Consider the following 17,146-nt stretch of genomic DNA (forward strand, 5'->3'; position numbering starts at 1 on the left):
CTTAAACTCGGAAAAGAAAAAGGGGTTAGGTTAATTAGCTATGCATCACGCACAAAAAAGCCAGCCTCAAATTGGGCTGGCTTTCGACAAACTATTATCTACTGAAATTATGCATTTTGCATTGTTTCAACGATATCACGAGCAACCGCTTCGGCGACTTTAATTCCATCAATACCCGCAGAAAGAATACCCCCTGCGTAACCTGCACCTTCGCCCGCTGGGAAGAAACCTTTCAGATTAATACTTTGGAAGTCTTTACCACGCTTGATGCAAACTGGAGAAGACGTACGCGTCTCAACACCAGTCAGTAGACCGTCTTCAGAAGCAAAGCCTTTGATCTTACGATCGAATGCTGGAATCGCTTCACGAATCGCTTCGATTGCAAACGGTGGAAGCGCCTTAGAAAGATCAGTCAGTTTGATGCCAGGTGTAAACGATGGTTCAACATCACCCAACGCACTTGGATCGCGACCTTTCAGGAAGTCACCAATTTTCTGTGCTGGTGCGTCGTAGTTCTCACCGCCGAGTGTGTAAGCGCCCGATTCTAGTTCACGTTGGAAACGGATACCCGCCAGAGGATCACCCGGGTAGTCAACTTCTGGAGAGATGCCCACTACGATTGCGCTGTTCGCGTTACGCTCTGCACGTGAATATTGGCTCATACCGTTTGTTACTACACGACCTTCTTCAGAAGTTGCAGCAACAACAGTACCGCCAGGACACATACAAAAGCTATAAACCGTACGACCATTCTTACAATGGTGAACCAGTTTGTAGTCCGCTGCACCAAGAATTGGGTGACCTGCACTTGGACCAAAACGCGCTTCGTCGATCATCGCTTGTTTATGTTCAATACGGAAACCAACAGAGAATGGCTTCGCTTCCATGTAAACGCCACGGTCATGCAGCATTTCGAAAGTATCACGAGCACTGTGACCAACTGCCAGAACAACGTGACGAGATTTGATCTCTTCACCGTTTGATAGCGTTACGCCTGTGATTTGACCATCTTCCATATGCACATCATCAACACGAGTGCTGAAGCGGATCTCACCACCTAGTTCGATGATTTTCGCGCGCATCTTCTCGATCATAGTTACCAGTTTAAAGGTACCGATGTGCGGCTTACTTACGTATAGAATTTCTTCTGGTGCGCCAGCTGCAACAAACTCAGTGATCACTTTACGACCGTAGAAATTTGGATCTTTCACTTGGCTGTAAAGCTTACCGTCAGAGAAAGTACCTGCGCCGCCCTCACCAAACTGTACGTTTGATTCTGGGTTTAGTGTGCGTTTACGCCAAAAGCCGAACGTGTCTTTAGTACGCTCACGCACTTCTTTACCACGCTCAACGATAATTGGGTTAAAACCCATTTGAGCCAAAACCAAACCCGCAAACAGACCACAAGGACCAAAACCGATCACCACTGGGCGTTCTGTTAGGTTCTCTGGTGCTTTCGCAACAAATTTGTATTCCATATCTGGTGTTTGGCGAACGTGCGGATCTTTTTCGAATTTCGCTAGCAACGCTTCTTCATCACCTTCAACGATGATGTCTAGCGTGTAGATAAGATGAATATTAGTTTTCTTACGAGCATCGTAGCCGCGTCTAAAGACATTAAAAGAGATAACTTTCTCAGCAGCAATGCCAAGCTTTTTAGTAATCGCGTCCAATAGCGCGCCTTCCTCATGATCAAGAGGAAGTTTAATTTCATTAATACGAATCATGTGATGTCTCGTTATGGTAGGTGTCTTAGCCAGAACTACTATTTTCTCCTCGTTAATATCGAGGGTGAAAAAGCAGTCAGCTCACAATGGCGCGCATTTTACGAGAAATTGATTTGTCTGTCATACTAAATCCAAGTTGCGCGGCGGAATTAACGTAGCGAATGTTGAATTTTGCCTTGGGATGAGTATTATCCCCATTCTTCAATTTTGACTAACTTAAGAGCTGATTATCATGGCGTTTGTCGTAACCGATAACTGTATCCAATGTAAATACACTGACTGTGTCGCGGTATGCCCTGCTGATGCCTTCCACGAAGGCCCAAACTTTATGGTAATCAACCCGATTGAGTGCATCGACTGTGGCTTGTGCGTGGACGAATGTGCCGCAGCCGCCATCTTCCAAGAAGACGAGCTGCCAGAAGATCAAGTGATCTACAAAGAGCTCAACGCAGAACTTGCAGAAATCTGGCCGGTACAAACTGAAGTGAAGCCAGCAATGGATGAAGCGGAAAAGTGGAACGGCGTGCCAAACAAGTTGGACATGCTAGAAAAATAAGCGCATTAAAACGAAAAAAGCGTAATGAACCTCAACTTGAAAAAGTCTGGCTCGTTACGCTTTTTTTGTATCTATGATTCGTTGAGGCGATTAGCTGTTTTGACGACGCATGTTGTCCAGAATAATACCTGTCGCCATTGCCACGTTTAGAGACTCTGCACCGCCAAACGCTGGAATGGTAATCTTGTCGGTCACAAACTTCGATGCCGCTTCACGTACACCGTGAGATTCACTGCCCATCAACAAAATGCACTCTGCTGAGAATTCCGTCTTGTGCACACTCTCGCCCTCAAGGAAAGCGCCATACACTGGCAAGTTTGCATCTTCTAGGTAGCTTGGTAAATCCACTAGGCTCACTTGCACGCGCCCAAAGCTGCCCATGGTTGCACTGATGGTTTTTGGGTTGTATGGGTCGGCACAATCTGCGCTCGCGATGATGTGCTTGATACCGTACCAATCCGCCACGCGAATGATCGTACCTAGGTTGCCCGGATCAGAAACGCCATCCAATGCAATCATCAAGCCTTTTGCCTGAGGTACTGTTACGTTTGGAATTTCAACCACAGCAATGGCTGCATTGTTGCTTACCAGAGTACTTGCTTTAGTTAGGTCATCTAGTGACGCTTCAATACATTCGAAACTGTTGAGTTCTTGACGATGCTCTTCCAGAAACTCAGCCGTCGCAAAAATCTGCTTTACCGTGAGTGAGCTGTTCGCCAATTCCAGTACGTTCTTTTCACCTTGAACCAGAAATAAGCCGTGCGCTTTACGCTGCTTCTTTTGACCTAAAGCACGCAGCAGTTTTAGTTGGTTTTTTGAAATCATGAAAATATCCCAGATGAAAGTTGGTGAAGTACCAGATGAAAACGGGGGGATTATAGAGTAAACCTTCGCACAGCTAAAGAGATGCCTTGCTTGAGAGAAAAGAAAAGCCCGCCAAGCTATCACTCTCGGCGGGCTTTAGGCATCTGTCGCTTCCCTATGCTGAAAGAATCGACATTACCATTCTTAAACGACTTTGGTTTTCGTCATCTCTTTAATACCAGACAAAATGAATGTCGGTAGCGAAGACACAAGAATCACACCAAATAGGTGACCAGCACTTAGTGCCTCTGTGTTAAAGATCAACTGACCAAGACCGGTGTAAATCACGCCAAGGGACAGCGTTGCCGATAATGCTACTGCGCCCAAGAGGTATTTGTTGGTGAACGGGTTCTTGCGGTATAGCGAACTAAAACTGCGCGAATCGAACAAGTGCCATAGCTGAGCAAAAATCAGCATTGCGAACGCCATCGTTTGTGCATACTGCGCGCTTTGACCACTGCTCAGTGCCCAGTTGAACGCCAAGTAGCTCATACCGCCTAATGCCAAACCACGCGTCACAATACGTGTACCCAGATGGTCGCTGAAGAAACTTTCGTTACGCTTACGCGGCTTACGCTCCATCAGATCTTTCTCTTCAGGTTCTACACCTAATGCCAGCGCTGGCAGACCATCTGAGACTAGGTTGATCCATAGAATCATTAGCGGCGTAAGTGGCAGAATCGCCTCTGGCCCCATCATCAAGAAAGCAAACAAGATAACCGATACTTCACCCACGTTCGCCGTCAGTGCTTGGCGAATAAACTTACGCAAGTTATCGAAGATCTGACGACCTTGGCGCACGGCTTTCACGATCGTACTGAAGTTATCATCCAGTAGAATCAAATCGCCCGAATCTTTGGCTACCGATGTACCAGTGATACCCATTGCAACACCGATGTCCGCACGACGAAGAGCTGGCGCGTCGTTCACGCCGTCACCTGTCATCGCTGCCACTTCATTATTGTGTTGCTGAGCTTGAACAATGCGCAGTTTGTGTTCTGGTGTTACACGAGCAAAGACGGCAACTTCAGGACAGATTTTACGTAGCGCTTCATCATCCATCTCATCCAGTTGTGCGCCCGTAATGACCAAGTCTTTTTCACTGCGGATAATGCCGATTTCACGTGCAATTGCCGCTGCAGTAAGTGCGTGGTCACCGGTGATCATCACCGTGCGAACGCCTGCGTTATAACAGCTTTCTACTGCGTCGCGAACTTCTGGACGTGGAGGGTCCATGATTCCGTACAAACCAAGTACGGTCACATCTTTCTCTAGCTCAGCAGGATCACGCTTGAGATCATCTTCAGTCAGCTCTTTATAACCTACTGCCAAAGTGCGAAGCGCTTGCTCTGCAAAGTCCTGAATTGCCGCTTCGTAGTTCGCAATCACCTCTTCTGCTGGGCTTGCCGCTAACGCAAGGTTACCTGTCGACATGGTTGGAGCTGTTGGTAGCTCACCACCATCAACCATAAAACCAGAGGCATTGCGTAACACCACATCTGGCGCACCTTTAATAGCAAGGAAGTGCTTACCATCCGGTCCTTTAACAATCACTGACGCCATCTTACGTGCAGAATCAAACGGGAACTTCTCAACGATAGAGTAACCGCCTATCGATAGCATGTCTGATTGCTCCAGACCCGCTTTTGCCGCTGCAACAATCAATGCGCCTTCGGTTGGGTTACCACGCACAGACGAGTTATCACCATTTTTGATGTACTCCGCATCATTACACAGGGTCGCAACCACTAAGCCTTTCATCATCTCTGGGCTTTGCTTTGCATCAACCGTGTGGCCTAGAGGTTTGAATTCACCTTCAGGACTAAAGCCTTTGCCTGACACTTCCCAGTAACGACCACTTGCGTCGTACGCTTTCATTACCTGCATTTGGTTTTGTGTCAGCGTACCGGTTTTATCTGAACAGATAACCGTGGTTGAACCCAGCGTCTCAATTGCAGAAAGCTGCTTCGCCAATGCGTTGTTCTTCACCATGCGCGTTGAGCCCATCGTCAACACAATTGAGATAACTGTTGGCAGACCTTCTGGAATCGCCGCTACTGACAACGAAATACCCGTGTTGAGTATTTCCAGCCAAGGCATACCGTGGTAAAGGCCGATACCACAAACCACAGCAACCACACCCAAAGCCGCAACCATTAAGGTTTTTGCGATGGTATCCATACGCTCTTGCATTGGTGTTTTGGTTTCTTCAGTGTTTGCCATCATGTCCGCGATGTGGCCAACTTCGGTCTTCATGCCTGTGCTGACAACCACACCTAAGCCTGTACCAGTGGTCACAATCGTGGTCATAAAGCCCATATTACGCTGATCACCAAGGCCGACGGTTTCGTCTTCAATCACCTTAACGATTTTATCAACCGGCTCAGACTCACCAGTAAGCGCGGCTTCATCTACCGCAAGACGGTTTGCTTCAATGATGCGCACGTCCGCAGCAAGGATATCGCCCGTATTAATCTTTAGAATGTCACCCGGCACAATGTCACGTGCCAACACATCAATCCATTCGCCATTACGACGAACTTGTGCCGTTGGGGCTGCCATTTCGCGCAGCGCTTCCATGCCCTTCTGAGCTTTAAACTCTTGCCAAAATGCGATGATGGCATTGATGAAGATGATCACAGTGATGGCAATCGCATCCACAAGGTGACCAGTAAAGAAGGAAACAATCGCACCAATACCCAGAATGAAGATCAATGGGTTCTTAAATTGGTGTAGGAATAGCTCAAGGGCAGATTTGCCTTCTTGCTCTTGTAGCTCGTTTTTGCCGTGTTCAGCCTGACGCTGCTCTACTTCTTCCGAAGTCAAACCTTGCTCAGTTGATACATTTAATTGAGTCAGTGTTTCTTCAACCGACTCAGTAAACCACTTTTTAGTCATGGGGGTCTCCAAAAAGCATTCAAGCGACATCAGTACAATTTCAAACTGATAAAAAGCATTCGCTGAATAGAATTGAGTTAAATCGCCTCGCTAGTCACCGTTGCACCGTTTATTTTCATTTTGAATATTTATCAAGAATCTATTCAGTGTTATGCCAGCGAGTAAAAATAACCTACCCGAACCGATGAATACTTGTAATTAACTTTCAGATAGCCAGACAGCGAATGCGGGCGAATCTTTGACCCCAATCAATCTCAATTTTATTTTGTCATACAAAAGATCAATTAAGTGTAAATGAACATGAATAAGACCCCGATTAGACTGAAAAAACACTTCATTTTTCCCGAAAAGTGTAATTTTTCTACACGATGGTTTTATTAAGAGTGGCTAACAAGCGTGACAAAAATGCAAACTATCCGAAAAGATTTGCAAGGGGAGATAGAAAAATTGCTAATAAAGAATGACCAAATTTAGCTAGTCGAAATACATCCCGTTCGAACCATACAATCAGCATATTCATTCACTCCAAAACAAAAGAGAAATCACAAGAGACACGGCTGAATACTGCATACAAATTTGGTTATGAGTAATGAGAAGCCACCAGCCAGACGAATAGCCAGTTGGGAGGAAGGGAAAAGGTTTGAGAGAGTATTTTACAGAGCAGAAACGAAAAAGCCTCGCTGTATAAGCGAGGCTTTTAAAGGGTGGGACCCCAGCCACATCCCGGCACACAAGTCACCCGCTGCGGCTGCTTCCTTCCGGACCTGACCGAGTTCACGAGCTATTGTTGCGAGAGGACCAGGGCCCCATAATTCTGTTTTGAGAGCGTGTCTCAAATGATGTGAGGATTATTCAGTATCGCCTCTCAGATTGCAAGGGCTAAAGCGACGAATTTAACCATTTCACTTCTGTTTGCACAAAACTCGGTCAATTCAGCCTATTAGGTCCCCGCCGGACAGGAATTTCCGTCACAACAATCACGCGACGCCTGCTTACTGGAGTACATGTTCTCATCAGCCAAATGCATGGCTTGCTCCAGACTCACGCTACGCTCACGTTTAGCTGAAACCCCGACAGAGATAGTCACTTCACTCAGTCCATTTAAAGCTTCATCTTTGACATCCAACTGACTGAGCTCCTCCATTGCTCTTTGCAATTGAACTTCGGTTGGGTATCCGAGCAAAATAAATTCATCCCCTCCGATTCGGTAGCTCCTACCCGCCCATACTCGATGTACTTTGAGAGACAGCAATTGCAGTACGCGATCACCAGCTCGGTGTCCGTAGGTATCGTTGATTTGCTTAAACTGATTAATGTCCAAATAAAGAATCGCTAAGTCTTTTGGTACACCTTGGCGGTACTTCACATGCAGAGCGCGACGATTTCTCAATCCGGTTAAGTTATCGGTATTAGACTGACGATATAAATACAATGTCACCCCAAGTACAAACACCAACACAAAGATAAACACTGCTTGAGTTTGCGTGGCCAAACGTACTTCGTATTCCAATGCAGTTCGCCAATCAGGCCTTAAATCGTATTGCGCGACAATTTTCTCAATATCGAGCATAGAAATCGCGCGACTGAAATACGGCGCAAGAATTGCTCCGCGCTCGTTCGCCGCCAGCCCAACCGACAGCTCTGATTGGTAGAATTCACCAATCGCATCATCTTGCTCAATGGGGATAAGTTCGCTCAAGCGTAAGAAGTGGTTGAGCATCGCGGTATCCATTGCGATGTAATCAATCTCTCTTGCTAGCAGTGCTTCGAGCATCGCTTGCTGTGAATCAAAACGATTAAGCTCTTTTAACGGCAGCATTTGCGTCAAAATTTGATCGAAGAAATCGTCTTTCACTACGCCAATACGTTCGGAGATCAACTGAGAGACATGAGAATAAACGTTGGGTTTGTAGCCAAGACGCTTAACCATCACGGACGTCGGAGAGTAATGAGGCTGCGGGAAATAACTGAATGCTCGTCTTTCTCGACTGATCGTCAATGGAGCAAGCATATCAAACTCACCCCGAATAAATTGATGATACATGGATTCCCAACTTTCACTTGGTTGACCAACAATCACGCAATTTAGATCCAGAATATCGCAGCTCTTAAGCACAACATCTGCCGTCATACCCTCTACCGAGCCATCCTCGTTATAGACAACGTAGGGAAAAATAGACTCCAGTTTGATCCTAAACGGCTCATTTAAATCGATAGGAAGCTGTTTTAACGACTCTCGTAACGCGGTCTGACGCAATTCAAATTGGTACAGTGCTACTTGCTCTCGTAATAGCTTTTGCACCGATTCGCTATGAATGAAATCAGCAAAGCGATCAAGCTCGTCCAGATGGATGCCTTTCGCACTTACGATTGATACCGGCTTTATTGATATGTGATCGTTGAGCAATTTGGCATCAAAGCCTTCAAGCAACATAGGCTTGAGTTGGTTGATGGCATCAACAACGCCATCAACTCGATTTGCTCGTAGCAGCATCAACGCTTCTTCATACCCTTGATAGGGAACCTGAATGACTTCGGGATAGTTTTGTTTGATCAGGTCTTGATAAATAGTGTCTTGGGGAACACCAACAACAGCGGTGTCTTTTAAACTAGTATCACTCACCCCATAGAGGTAAGTGTATTCAATATTGGTCGGACGCGAATAGCTAAACCGCGCTGCTCTCTCATCGGTGTAGGTAATGTTGGCGGCGAAATCACTTTCACCTGTCGCTACCGAATCAAGAATGGCATCGAAACTGGAGTAGTTTACGTATTGGATCGAGACATCAAAGTTTTCTGCTACTGCATCAAACAGGACTCGAGTAACGACATCATCCGCTTCTGTCGCAACTTTATAATAAGAGGGTGTTACGGGCTCTGCTTTGAGACTCAGACTCAGTAAAAAACAAGCAAAAACCAACAGCCTTTGAACAACTTTAACCATGACTAACGTTTCTAAAATGCCTCTATATCCATAGAGATTAAGATTGAATTTTTATTTTTAAATACACAATAAATATGAAAGGCCGAACATATAACATCCAGCCTATTATTTCATAATCAGATCAGGAGTCTGCCGCACGGGTCACTATTTAGTCAGCGCGCTTACAACTATTTTATAACTCGGCCTGCTCATCACTACTACGTAAGATGTAGTCTGTCATCCATGCTGTACCAAGTAAGCATATCCAAACCACGAAGACAGGGTTTGGCACTTCAATATTCGGACTGACTACCAAAGCGGCAAAGCCTACTGTCGGTAACGTCCAACACAGTAATTTACCCCAGCGTATTGAATTTTTAATCTTAGTCAGCGCTTCCATGGACGCTAAAATACCTGTGATACCTAATGCCAAAAGTACCGCATAAGGTAGGCCAGCTATCCACAATGGCAGCAACAATAACAACGACCACCAGCTGTGTTTTTCGGAAGGTCTCCAACTTCTCGCGGCCCACCACATCACCACAACGGACATTGTCTGCAAAACAGTAAGCCATGGTGAACCATCTAACTTGCCTGCTTGCTGCGTTACCATAATGCCAACTTGAAGTGTCAATACGATCAAACCTGCGGTGAGCAACACGCCCAATGAGCTGCGTCGAGAAAAAACCACCATGAGCAACGGAAACAGCACTAAGGTACCAATGGATAAGGCGATCGGCTGCATAGACAACGTAACACCATAGACAGTCATCGCGCCCAGTAACACTAGGCCAGCGAAGCCCCCTTGCGGCAAGATCCACAGTGCAGGAATCATCAAAGCAATAACAGGAATGTCACCCTCACTTAAACTAATGGCACGCGCGCACACCACAGCAAGTAGAGTCGTAACAAGAAATTGAAGTGTCGAAAAAATCATAGCGCCTCCTGGCTTCCCCAACCAACTTGGTAATTCAACGGCCAACCTCTTTCGGTTCTAACGTCATTGAACGGGTCTAGATTCAAGCTAAGCTTGAGCTTATTTTTGCATTGCTAACCTACTCTTTGAGATCAATGTACAGCTCAGAAAAAAGGGAACGTAAACGGTGTTATTTTGTGAGCAGTAAGTGATGTTAAGGAGCAAGAACTGATAGCGAAATACAAGTCTTGTGTATTACCATTCCTTGGTAAACAACAATGGACACTGTCAGTATGGACCAATTTTTAATGCAAATCTTTGCTGTAATTCACCAAATTCCCACAGGGCGAGTGTCGACCTACGGTGAAATTGCCAAAATGGCAGGCTATCCGGGCTATGCAAGGCACGTCGGTAAAGCGCTGGGTAACCTACCAGAAGGCAGCAAATTACCTTGGTTCCGAGTCATTAATAGTCAAGGAAAGATTTCGTTAAAAGGCCGAGATCTTGAACGACAAAAGAGCAAGCTAAAAGCAGAAGGCATCGAAGTGTCTGAAGTCGGAAAAGTATCCCTTAGAAAATATAAATGGCAGCCTTAAGCTGCCATTTTTTTATTCGTTTTGTTTGAAGGTAGCGATTAACGCGTACCAACAAGGCGAATGTTCGCTTCGTGCGTTTGTTCTGCATCCGTGATAACTGGAATGCTAGTATCATTAATAAAGCGCAGCTTACCATCAACTTCGATACGAGCACGTAAGCTATAACGATGGTTAGGTTTAATATCGTTGCTGTTGTAGCCCAGTTCAAACGCTAAAGGCACTTGTTTACCTTCTGTTTCGAACGTTTGTTTTGCTAAAACTTTCGCAGGAGCATCCGCTAAAGAAACATCTTCAAGTGCTACCGTTACTACTGCGTGTGGAGGCAGTGCAATACGCTCGCGGTAAGCCACTGTACCTGTAATTGTCTTCATTGACGCCTCAGCCGATTCCATTTCTGTTGTTTGAGAAGTTTGGCAACCCACTAGTGCAGCACCGAATAGTAAAGAAGTAACAAGTAGTAGTGTTTTTTTCATAGTTTCCTCAACGGGTGTATCGATTCGCGCTAAGTATAGAGGGAGAATATTAAACTGTCTGCGTTAAATGGATTCATTTGACAATAGTTTGACTAAGTTAGAAATTACCAAACAGTTGATTTTGTTTCATAATTGAAGCAGTAATAAAAACAAGGTGAGGAGACATCATGAGTAAACCATTAAGAGAATTGCTCAGCCTACTACAACTCGAAAAACTAGAAGAAGGCTTGTTCCGTGGTCAAAGCGAGAACCTAGGTTTACCTCAAGTTTATGGTGGTCAGGTTATTGGACAAGCGTTATCCGCAGCACGTTACACGGTAGAAGACGCACGCACCGTGCATTCATTCCACAGTTACTTCCTATACCCTGGCGATCCTGAAAAGCCGATCATTTACGATGTTGAAAACCTGCGTGATGGCCGCAGCTTCAGTACTCGACGCGTGAAGGCGATTCAGAACGGTCGCCCTATTTTCTACCTTACTGCCTCATACCATGGGGATACGCCTGGGTTTGACCATCAAAACGCGATGCCCGACATTCCGGGGCCAGAAAACTTTCCATCCGAATCGGAACTCGCAAGTCACATTGCTGAGTTTTTGCCAGAAAGGCTGCGCAAAACATTCTGTGGAGAGAAGTCGATAGAGACTCGCCCAGTGAACATCGTCAATCCTCTCAAGCCTAAAAAGACAGAACCGAAGCAATATCTATGGATTCGTGCCAACGGAGAGATGCCAGACAACCAGCTCATTCATCAATATCTATTGGCTTATGCTTCTGATTGGGGCTTTTTAACCACAGCACTGCACCCGCATGAAGTATCGCTGATGACGCCAAACTTCCAAGTGGCGACCATCGACCACTCTATCTGGTTCCACCGTCCATTTAAGATGGATGAATGGTTGCTGTATGCCATCGAAAGCCCAACAGCAAGCAATACGCGTGGGTTGGTTCGTGGTGAGATCTACAACCAACAAGGCCACCTTGTTGCTACCGCAGTTCAAGAAGGCGTGATGCGCTTTACCAAATAAACCATCGCGATGTTCAATCAAAAAAAGGAGTGCCGACGCACTCCTTTTTGTATTTAGTTCTTTTGGTAGTTTAGGCTGACGACTGCCCACTCATAAAGTGATTTCGGGTAACCGTACTTCCCTTCACCGTAAATAGTATCCGGTTCAGCATAGAAGCCCCCCGCATCACTTGCCAAGAACTCTCGCGCACCTTTGCGGTAATGAATCAAAGGGCTCATCGATTCGTAGGCCGTATTTGCATCTAACGGTCGGTCATCAATCACCAGAAAACGCGTCATTCGAATACTACTACCGTTTTCGCAATATCCCGCATCTGAATAATCGACAGCAAGGAAAGGTTTCGTGTCATTTTCACTGAGTTGCGAACGACAACCATCGAAACGGGCAACGTGCATCCACAAACCACGAGTTTTCGCCGGATCATCATTGCCAACTGGCTTCATGTTTAAAAACACCACTTTGCCTTTGCCATACAGCGCGAGCTCTGTGTCTGTCGGCTCTCGTACACTTCTAGCGCCCATGACACCAAACTCACTCTCTTGAAGATTGGCAAACTCAGGACCACTTAACGTGCTAATCACTACCGTTTGTTCACTATCCAACTGAGTGTATTTATCGGCGTCACCAGATTCGGCAAGATCAAGAAATACCGTCACCAATGTACTGTTCAGGGCTTTATAGTCTTGCGTTTCCGCCTCAGAAACATTCAGTTGAATCGAGTGCCCAAACTCATAATCTGTGAGGGTGATGCTTCCATTCGCACGATCCAGAGTCGCTATTTCTTCACTAACAGAGGTAGCAAACTCATAGCTACGCGTACCAATCGCCGTACCAATCTCTAACTCCACGCGTTTAAACGGTTCAAATGCCACCGTTTGACGAGTCGCGCTTAATCCCGGATGTTCAGCCTTTGCAATCGAGCCATTAACGGTGATCGTCTTTGTCAGATAATTGCGGCTTGTTAACGTGACTTCCAAGGAGTAATCGCCAGCATGAAGCACATCTAGTATTCCCGTATCAGACGATGCCATTTTTACCGTTGGTAATGCTTGGTTAATCAAACGGTAAGAGGTGGTGGTATCGCTGTCTGAGACTACTGGCTTTAGCGTTTTATCTGAACCAAAGGTTGCACTTGGGTATTGGACCGTCGCTCGACTTTCAATTGGCTTGATGGTCACATTGAAGCTTGCTTGACCCGGCGTGAACTTATCATCACCAGAGTCAGAAACCACAATGCGTGTGCTGCCAGCATTAAGAACGCGCATTTCCCCTGTGTCGTTATCTAGAGACACCACATCGGTCGGTGAGCCATCTGCAAATTGGTAAGTCACCTGCCCAGCCGTTCCGCTAATAGTCGGTTTGCTTGCCAAAGGTTTGAGTGCATTCCAATTATCTTCAACATCTGATGAAATTTGAATGCGGCTCGGGGCACCTAAAATATTGAAAGTCACTTTATGCTCAGGACCCGCACTATAATTGTCGCTTTCCTTACGACGTAAAGTCAGTGTGGTTTCACCCGCTTTGTAGACATGTACAATCCCATTAGCAATCATGTTTGCTACGTCTGGGTGTGTATTGTCGGTCATCTCAATCACATCACCGGAGCTAAGCTCGTCAAAATCTTTTAGCAGATTGAATTGGTGATCCTTACTGTAGACCTCTTCATAATCACGAGTCGCAAGCGGCTGTCCTTGCGCTTTAGCGATATCAAGGTTCACTTTGAACTGAGTTGACTGATAGAACTCTCCGCCATCATCTTCGAACGTTAACGTGTAGTTACCCGCCGTTTCGAGATATAGCGTATCTGAGGACATGCTCAGCCCCTCTGGTAAATCCCCAATCAGTCTGATATCGCCCTTTTGCCCCGCAAACACGAACGGAATCGATAGACCTTTCTGATAGGTAAAGGACATATCAATGTCTTTGATAACAGGGTGTACTGCTGCAGTAATATCGATATAAAAACGCGCTTTCGTAGAAGGGAAATTACGCAAATCGCCCTCAATCACATCAACCTCAGCACGACCAACACCTTGAATCAACAAAGCGTTGCCGTCGTCAGAAACACGCACCACGTCTTGGCCTGAAACCACATCAAAATGGTAATCTCCCAGTGCACCCTTAACTTGTGGGTACAACGGAGCAAGCGCTTGATAACTTGCCGAGATGTTTGAAGCACTGATGTTTTGTCGCGCTCCCTTGTCAATTGCAACGTTAAATCGAGCCGTTTGCTGCTGCTCAATAAACCCTTCACTGTACGTTGCCGTTGCTTCAATCGTTACTTGCCCAGTGTTTTGAATCAAAAGTAAACCGGTATCTGGATTCAATACCTCAGCGACTTTGTCATCAGGGGTGCTATTGATGATCTCGTAGCGAATGCTTTTGGTCTCTGTACTATCCAGTCTCACTGGTGCCAACGTCAGACCTTCGCGAAACTCCCCCGTTAGAGGAGCAAATTGCAGTTGCTCAGCACCAACTTGATAAAGGTGAATATTGACGAGTAAATCACGAGCTTGGTAATAATCGTCGCCCGAGTCATGAACACGTACTTGCGCCGTTCCAGATTTCCCGATGGCGAACACTCGACCGTCGGTATTAACCTGAATCAAGTGTTCATATCCACTTTCTACGGCATAGCTCAGAGAGCCTTTCTGCCCTCGTACAACCAAAGATTGCCCTTCAGTTTCTGACGCGTTAAGGCTGACATCGTTTGCAGCCAGATCGGCATTGGTGCCTTTGTCTACGGTAATCGTAAACGTGGCCTCTGACGTTTCGTAAGTCGGACTGCTGTCCGTCACTTTAATTGATGCCGTACCTGGACGAAGGATTTTTAACTGACCATCGTCGATTTGAACCACATCAGAAGGGGTTGAAGATAAAACTTGGTATGTGATCGTGCCTTGTACGTTACTCATTGTCGTATTTGTGACACTTCCAATGCCATCAAATGTGAGTATTGCGTCTTCGACTGTAAGTTGAGGTCGACTTTGTTTTGTTGTTTGAGTTGAAGAACCCGAATTACGCGGCTTGGAATCACCGCCCCCACCACCGCAGCCAGCGATTACTGCAGCAAGCAAAAGGAGAAAATAATATCTTTTCATTTTTTGTAATAATTTCTTACATCTTATAAGTGGCGGCGATAATAATACGATGTTTTATTCACCGCCAGTCCCTTTTTTGATTAATAAGATTATCGATAAACTACATTACCATTCGCTAAATAAATAAAATGCCGTCAATTTTCTAAAACAAGCACAGTAATGTCGCGAACAACCGTTTACGATCCGACTTCGCATTAAATTAGCGATGATTAAATTAGGGTTTTCAATAGATTAAAATATAAACAGTCGATCACACTTTAGCTGGCGTGTGGTGTCGATATTGAGGAAATATGAAGTCAACAGAGTGACCTCATATCTTATTTAGGTAGGAATTTAGACGCCGTAAATAGGCAACTCCGTCGTGTACTTTATCGGTTCCATTGCAAAAGTTGATGTCACGTTCGACAAACCTTTTACGCTGTTGACGAGCCGCTTGTAAAACTCGTCAAAACACTTCATGTCTTTAACCAATACTTTCATCATATAGTCGTATTCACCCGCCATACGATAAAACTCCATCACTTCAGGGAAATCACTCACTGTGGTAACAAAATGGTGATACCAATCTTCAGAGTGGTCACTGGTCTTTAATTGGACAAAAGCGATGAATGACAAATCAAGTTTTTCTGCATTCAGCAACGCGACTCGCTTTTCTATGTAACCTTCATCTTCTAGCTTCTTCATCCGCTTCCAACAAGGTGTTGTGGTTAAATTCACCCGTTCAGCTAAGTCGTTCAAAGACAAGGTGCCATCGGTTTGAAGTAAAGAAAGTAACGTCTTGTCGATTTTATCTAAGTTCATTCCTATAAAAACCTTACAAAGTAGAATTTTTTTCTATCATTAGTGAATATCAAAACAATAATAGCAAAGTTTTTCTCTACATTTATAGGTAGATTATCCCTATAGACAAAAACAACTACCCTACAAAATTCCGAGGAGACACGTTATGTGTACTGACCACAACTGGATCAACAACGCAGTGCGTAAGATTGAAGCTGATTTCCAACGCTCAGCAGACACTCATCTTTTCAAACTTGATCTTCCTTCTCTTGAAGGCATCGACATCTACCTAAAAGATGAAAGCACACACCCTACAGGTTCATTAAAGCACCGTTTAGCGCGTTCGCTATTCCTTTATGCAATTTGTAACGGCTGGGTTGGTCCAGAAACCACGGTGATCGAAGCATCATCAGGTAGTACAGCGGTTTCTGAAGCGTACTTCGCGCGTCTACTTGGCTTACCGTTTATCGCAGTAATGCCAAAAACCACAGCACGCAAGAAAATTGAACAAATCGAATTCTACGGCGGTAAAGCGCACCTTGTTGACCGTTCAGACCAAATTTATGACGAGTCTCGTCGCCTAGCGAAAGAGCTAAACGGTCACTACATGGACCAATTTACTTACGCAGAGCGCGCAACCGACTGGCGTGGTAACAACAACATTGCGAACTCTATCTTTAGCCAAATGGAGCTAGAAGATCACCCAATCCCAAGTTGGGTTGTGATGAGCCCAGGTACTGGCGGTACATCTGCAACGATTGGTCGCTTTATCCGTTACCAAAAATACGACACAAAACTGTGTGTTGTTGACCCTGAGAACTCAGTATTCTTTGACTACTTCCAGTCTGGTAATGCCGATATCAAAGGTGAAAATGGTAGCAAAATCGAAGGTATCGGTCGCCCACGTGTTGAGCCGAGCTTCATTGCTGGTGTCGTAGACGAAATGCGTAAAATCCCTGATGCAGCAAGCGTGGCGACAGCACATTGGCTATCAGGTCTGATTGGTCGTAAAGTTGGCGCATCGACAGGTACCAACCTGTACGGCGTGTTACAGCTTGCATGTGAGATGAAAAAGCGTGGTGAGAACGGCTCTATCGTTACTTTGCTTTGTGACTCTGGAGAACGCTACCTAGATACTTACTACAACACTGATTGGGTAAAAGAGAACATCGGTGATATCCAACCGTATCTTGCTCAACTTGAGATTATTCAAGCAGAAGGCTGTGTGGAACCCGCATGTTGCGGCCCAATCACTGAGTGATTTTCGCTGAGAATAAAGCAACA

At 45.5% G+C, this 17,146-nt stretch carries 12 protein-coding genes and 1 other RNA gene; 4 read left to right on the top strand and 9 right to left on the bottom strand.

The genetic code is table 11. The features are described 5' to 3' along the window. Nucleotides 1-107 precede the first annotated feature (107 nt). A complete protein-coding gene (locus C1S73_RS05645; RefSeq protein ID WP_038866640.1) occupies nt 108-1,727 on the bottom strand; it encodes an NAD(P)/FAD-dependent oxidoreductase in 1,620 nt (539 codons plus the stop codon). A gap of 232 nt (nt 1,728-1,959) precedes the next feature. On the opposite strand from C1S73_RS05645, the gene fdxA reads away from it, so the two are divergent. Further along, nucleotides 1,960-2,283, top strand: coding sequence for a ferredoxin FdxA (fdxA, locus tag C1S73_RS05650; RefSeq protein ID WP_005431654.1), 324 nt, complete (start codon nt 1,960-1,962; stop codon nt 2,281-2,283). A gap of 90 nt (nt 2,284-2,373) precedes the next feature. Here fdxA and C1S73_RS05655 read toward each other — a convergent pair whose 3' ends face one another. From C1S73_RS05655 to C1S73_RS05675, 5 genes are all read right to left on the bottom strand, one after another. Further along, nucleotides 2,374-3,108, bottom strand: coding sequence for an RNA methyltransferase (locus tag C1S73_RS05655; protein ID WP_038866638.1), 735 nt, complete (start codon nt 3,106-3,108; stop codon nt 2,374-2,376). A 183-nt stretch (nt 3,109-3,291) separates the two neighbouring features. Then, entirely contained in the window at nt 3,292-6,045 is a 2,754-nt protein-coding gene (locus tag C1S73_RS05660; protein ID WP_038866636.1) for a cation-translocating P-type ATPase, read from the bottom strand. Nucleotides 6,046-6,752: 707 nt separating this feature from the next. Beyond that, an RNA gene (gene ffs / locus C1S73_RS05665) (signal recognition particle sRNA small type) lies at nt 6,753-6,849 on the bottom strand. A 136-nt stretch (nt 6,850-6,985) separates the two neighbouring features. After that, nucleotides 6,986-8,989 (bottom strand): GGDEF domain-containing protein, encoded by a 2,004-nt coding sequence (locus C1S73_RS05670; protein ID WP_038866634.1) that lies wholly within the window; start codon nt 8,987-8,989, stop codon nt 6,986-6,988. 172 nt (nt 8,990-9,161) lie between these two features. Continuing rightward, a complete protein-coding gene (locus C1S73_RS05675; RefSeq protein ID WP_038866630.1) occupies nt 9,162-9,905 on the bottom strand; it encodes a VP0952 family biofilm-associated protein in 744 nt (247 codons plus the stop codon). Nucleotides 9,906-10,177: 272 nt separating this feature from the next. On the opposite strand from C1S73_RS05675, the gene C1S73_RS05680 reads away from it, so the two are divergent. Further along, nucleotides 10,178-10,480 (top strand): DNA base-flipping protein, encoded by a 303-nt coding sequence (locus C1S73_RS05680; RefSeq protein WP_038867151.1) that lies wholly within the window; start codon nt 10,178-10,180, stop codon nt 10,478-10,480. Nucleotides 10,481-10,518: 38 nt separating this feature from the next. Here C1S73_RS05680 and C1S73_RS05685 read toward each other — a convergent pair whose 3' ends face one another. After that, nucleotides 10,519-10,953 carry a YbaY family lipoprotein gene (locus tag C1S73_RS05685; protein WP_038866627.1) on the bottom strand — a complete coding sequence of 145 codons (435 nt, stop codon included), beginning with the start codon at nt 10,951-10,953 and terminating at the stop codon, nt 10,519-10,521. Nucleotides 10,954-11,120: 167 nt separating this feature from the next. On the opposite strand from C1S73_RS05685, the gene tesB reads away from it, so the two are divergent. After that, nucleotides 11,121-11,981, top strand: a complete 861-nt coding sequence (gene tesB, locus C1S73_RS05690; RefSeq protein WP_038866625.1) for an acyl-CoA thioesterase II — start codon at nt 11,121-11,123, stop codon at nt 11,979-11,981. A gap of 53 nt (nt 11,982-12,034) precedes the next feature. On the opposite strand, the gene C1S73_RS05695 is transcribed toward tesB, so the two are convergent. Together C1S73_RS05695 and C1S73_RS05700 are read right to left on the bottom strand one after the other, a co-directional pair. Then, complete coding sequence (locus C1S73_RS05695; RefSeq protein WP_038866623.1) at nt 12,035-15,082, bottom strand: D-Tyr-tRNAtyr deacylase; 3,048 nt, start codon at nt 15,080-15,082, stop codon at nt 12,035-12,037. 333 nt (nt 15,083-15,415) lie between these two features. After that, nucleotides 15,416-15,883, bottom strand: coding sequence for an Lrp/AsnC family transcriptional regulator (locus tag C1S73_RS05700; protein WP_038866620.1), 468 nt, complete (start codon nt 15,881-15,883; stop codon nt 15,416-15,418). A gap of 145 nt (nt 15,884-16,028) precedes the next feature. Here C1S73_RS05700 and C1S73_RS05705 point away from each other — a divergent pair, with 145 nt between their 5' ends. Next, nucleotides 16,029-17,123: a PLP-dependent cysteine synthase family protein gene (locus tag C1S73_RS05705; RefSeq protein WP_038866618.1), complete on the top strand. Its 1,095-nt coding sequence runs from the start codon at nt 16,029-16,031 to the stop codon at nt 17,121-17,123. Nucleotides 17,124-17,146: the final 23 nt, after the last annotated feature.

Source organism: Vibrio jasicida 090810c (genome assembly GCF_002887615.1).
GTDB classification, from domain to species: Bacteria; Pseudomonadota; Gammaproteobacteria; order Enterobacterales; family Vibrionaceae; genus Vibrio; species Vibrio jasicida.

Bases quoted from the DNA above. Each gene is read 5' to 3' on its own strand.
- C1S73_RS05645 (WP_038866640.1), bottom strand. From the start codon at position 1,727: ATGATTCGTATTAATGAAATTAAACTTCCTCTTGATCATGAGGAAGGC.
- C1S73_RS05675 (WP_038866630.1), bottom strand. From the start codon at position 9,905: ATGATTTTTTCGACACTTCAATTTCTTGTTACGACTCTACTTGCTGTG.
- fdxA (WP_005431654.1), top strand. From the start codon at position 1,960: ATGGCGTTTGTCGTAACCGATAACTGTATCCAATGTAAATACACTGAC.
- tesB (WP_038866625.1), top strand. From the start codon at position 11,121: ATGAGTAAACCATTAAGAGAATTGCTCAGCCTACTACAACTCGAAAAA.
- C1S73_RS05660 (WP_038866636.1), bottom strand. From the start codon at position 6,045: ATGACTAAAAAGTGGTTTACTGAGTCGGTTGAAGAAACACTGACTCAA.
- C1S73_RS05705 (WP_038866618.1), top strand. From the start codon at position 16,029: ATGTGTACTGACCACAACTGGATCAACAACGCAGTGCGTAAGATTGAA.
- C1S73_RS05695 (WP_038866623.1), bottom strand. From the start codon at position 15,082: ATGAAAAGATATTATTTTCTCCTTTTGCTTGCTGCAGTAATCGCTGGC.
- C1S73_RS05685 (WP_038866627.1), bottom strand. From the start codon at position 10,953: ATGAAAAAAACACTACTACTTGTTACTTCTTTACTATTCGGTGCTGCA.
- C1S73_RS05670 (WP_038866634.1), bottom strand. From the start codon at position 8,989: ATGGTTAAAGTTGTTCAAAGGCTGTTGGTTTTTGCTTGTTTTTTACTG.
- C1S73_RS05700 (WP_038866620.1), bottom strand. From the start codon at position 15,883: ATGAACTTAGATAAAATCGACAAGACGTTACTTTCTTTACTTCAAACC.
- C1S73_RS05680 (WP_038867151.1), top strand. From the start codon at position 10,178: ATGGACCAATTTTTAATGCAAATCTTTGCTGTAATTCACCAAATTCCC.
- C1S73_RS05655 (WP_038866638.1), bottom strand. From the start codon at position 3,108: ATGATTTCAAAAAACCAACTAAAACTGCTGCGTGCTTTAGGTCAAAAG.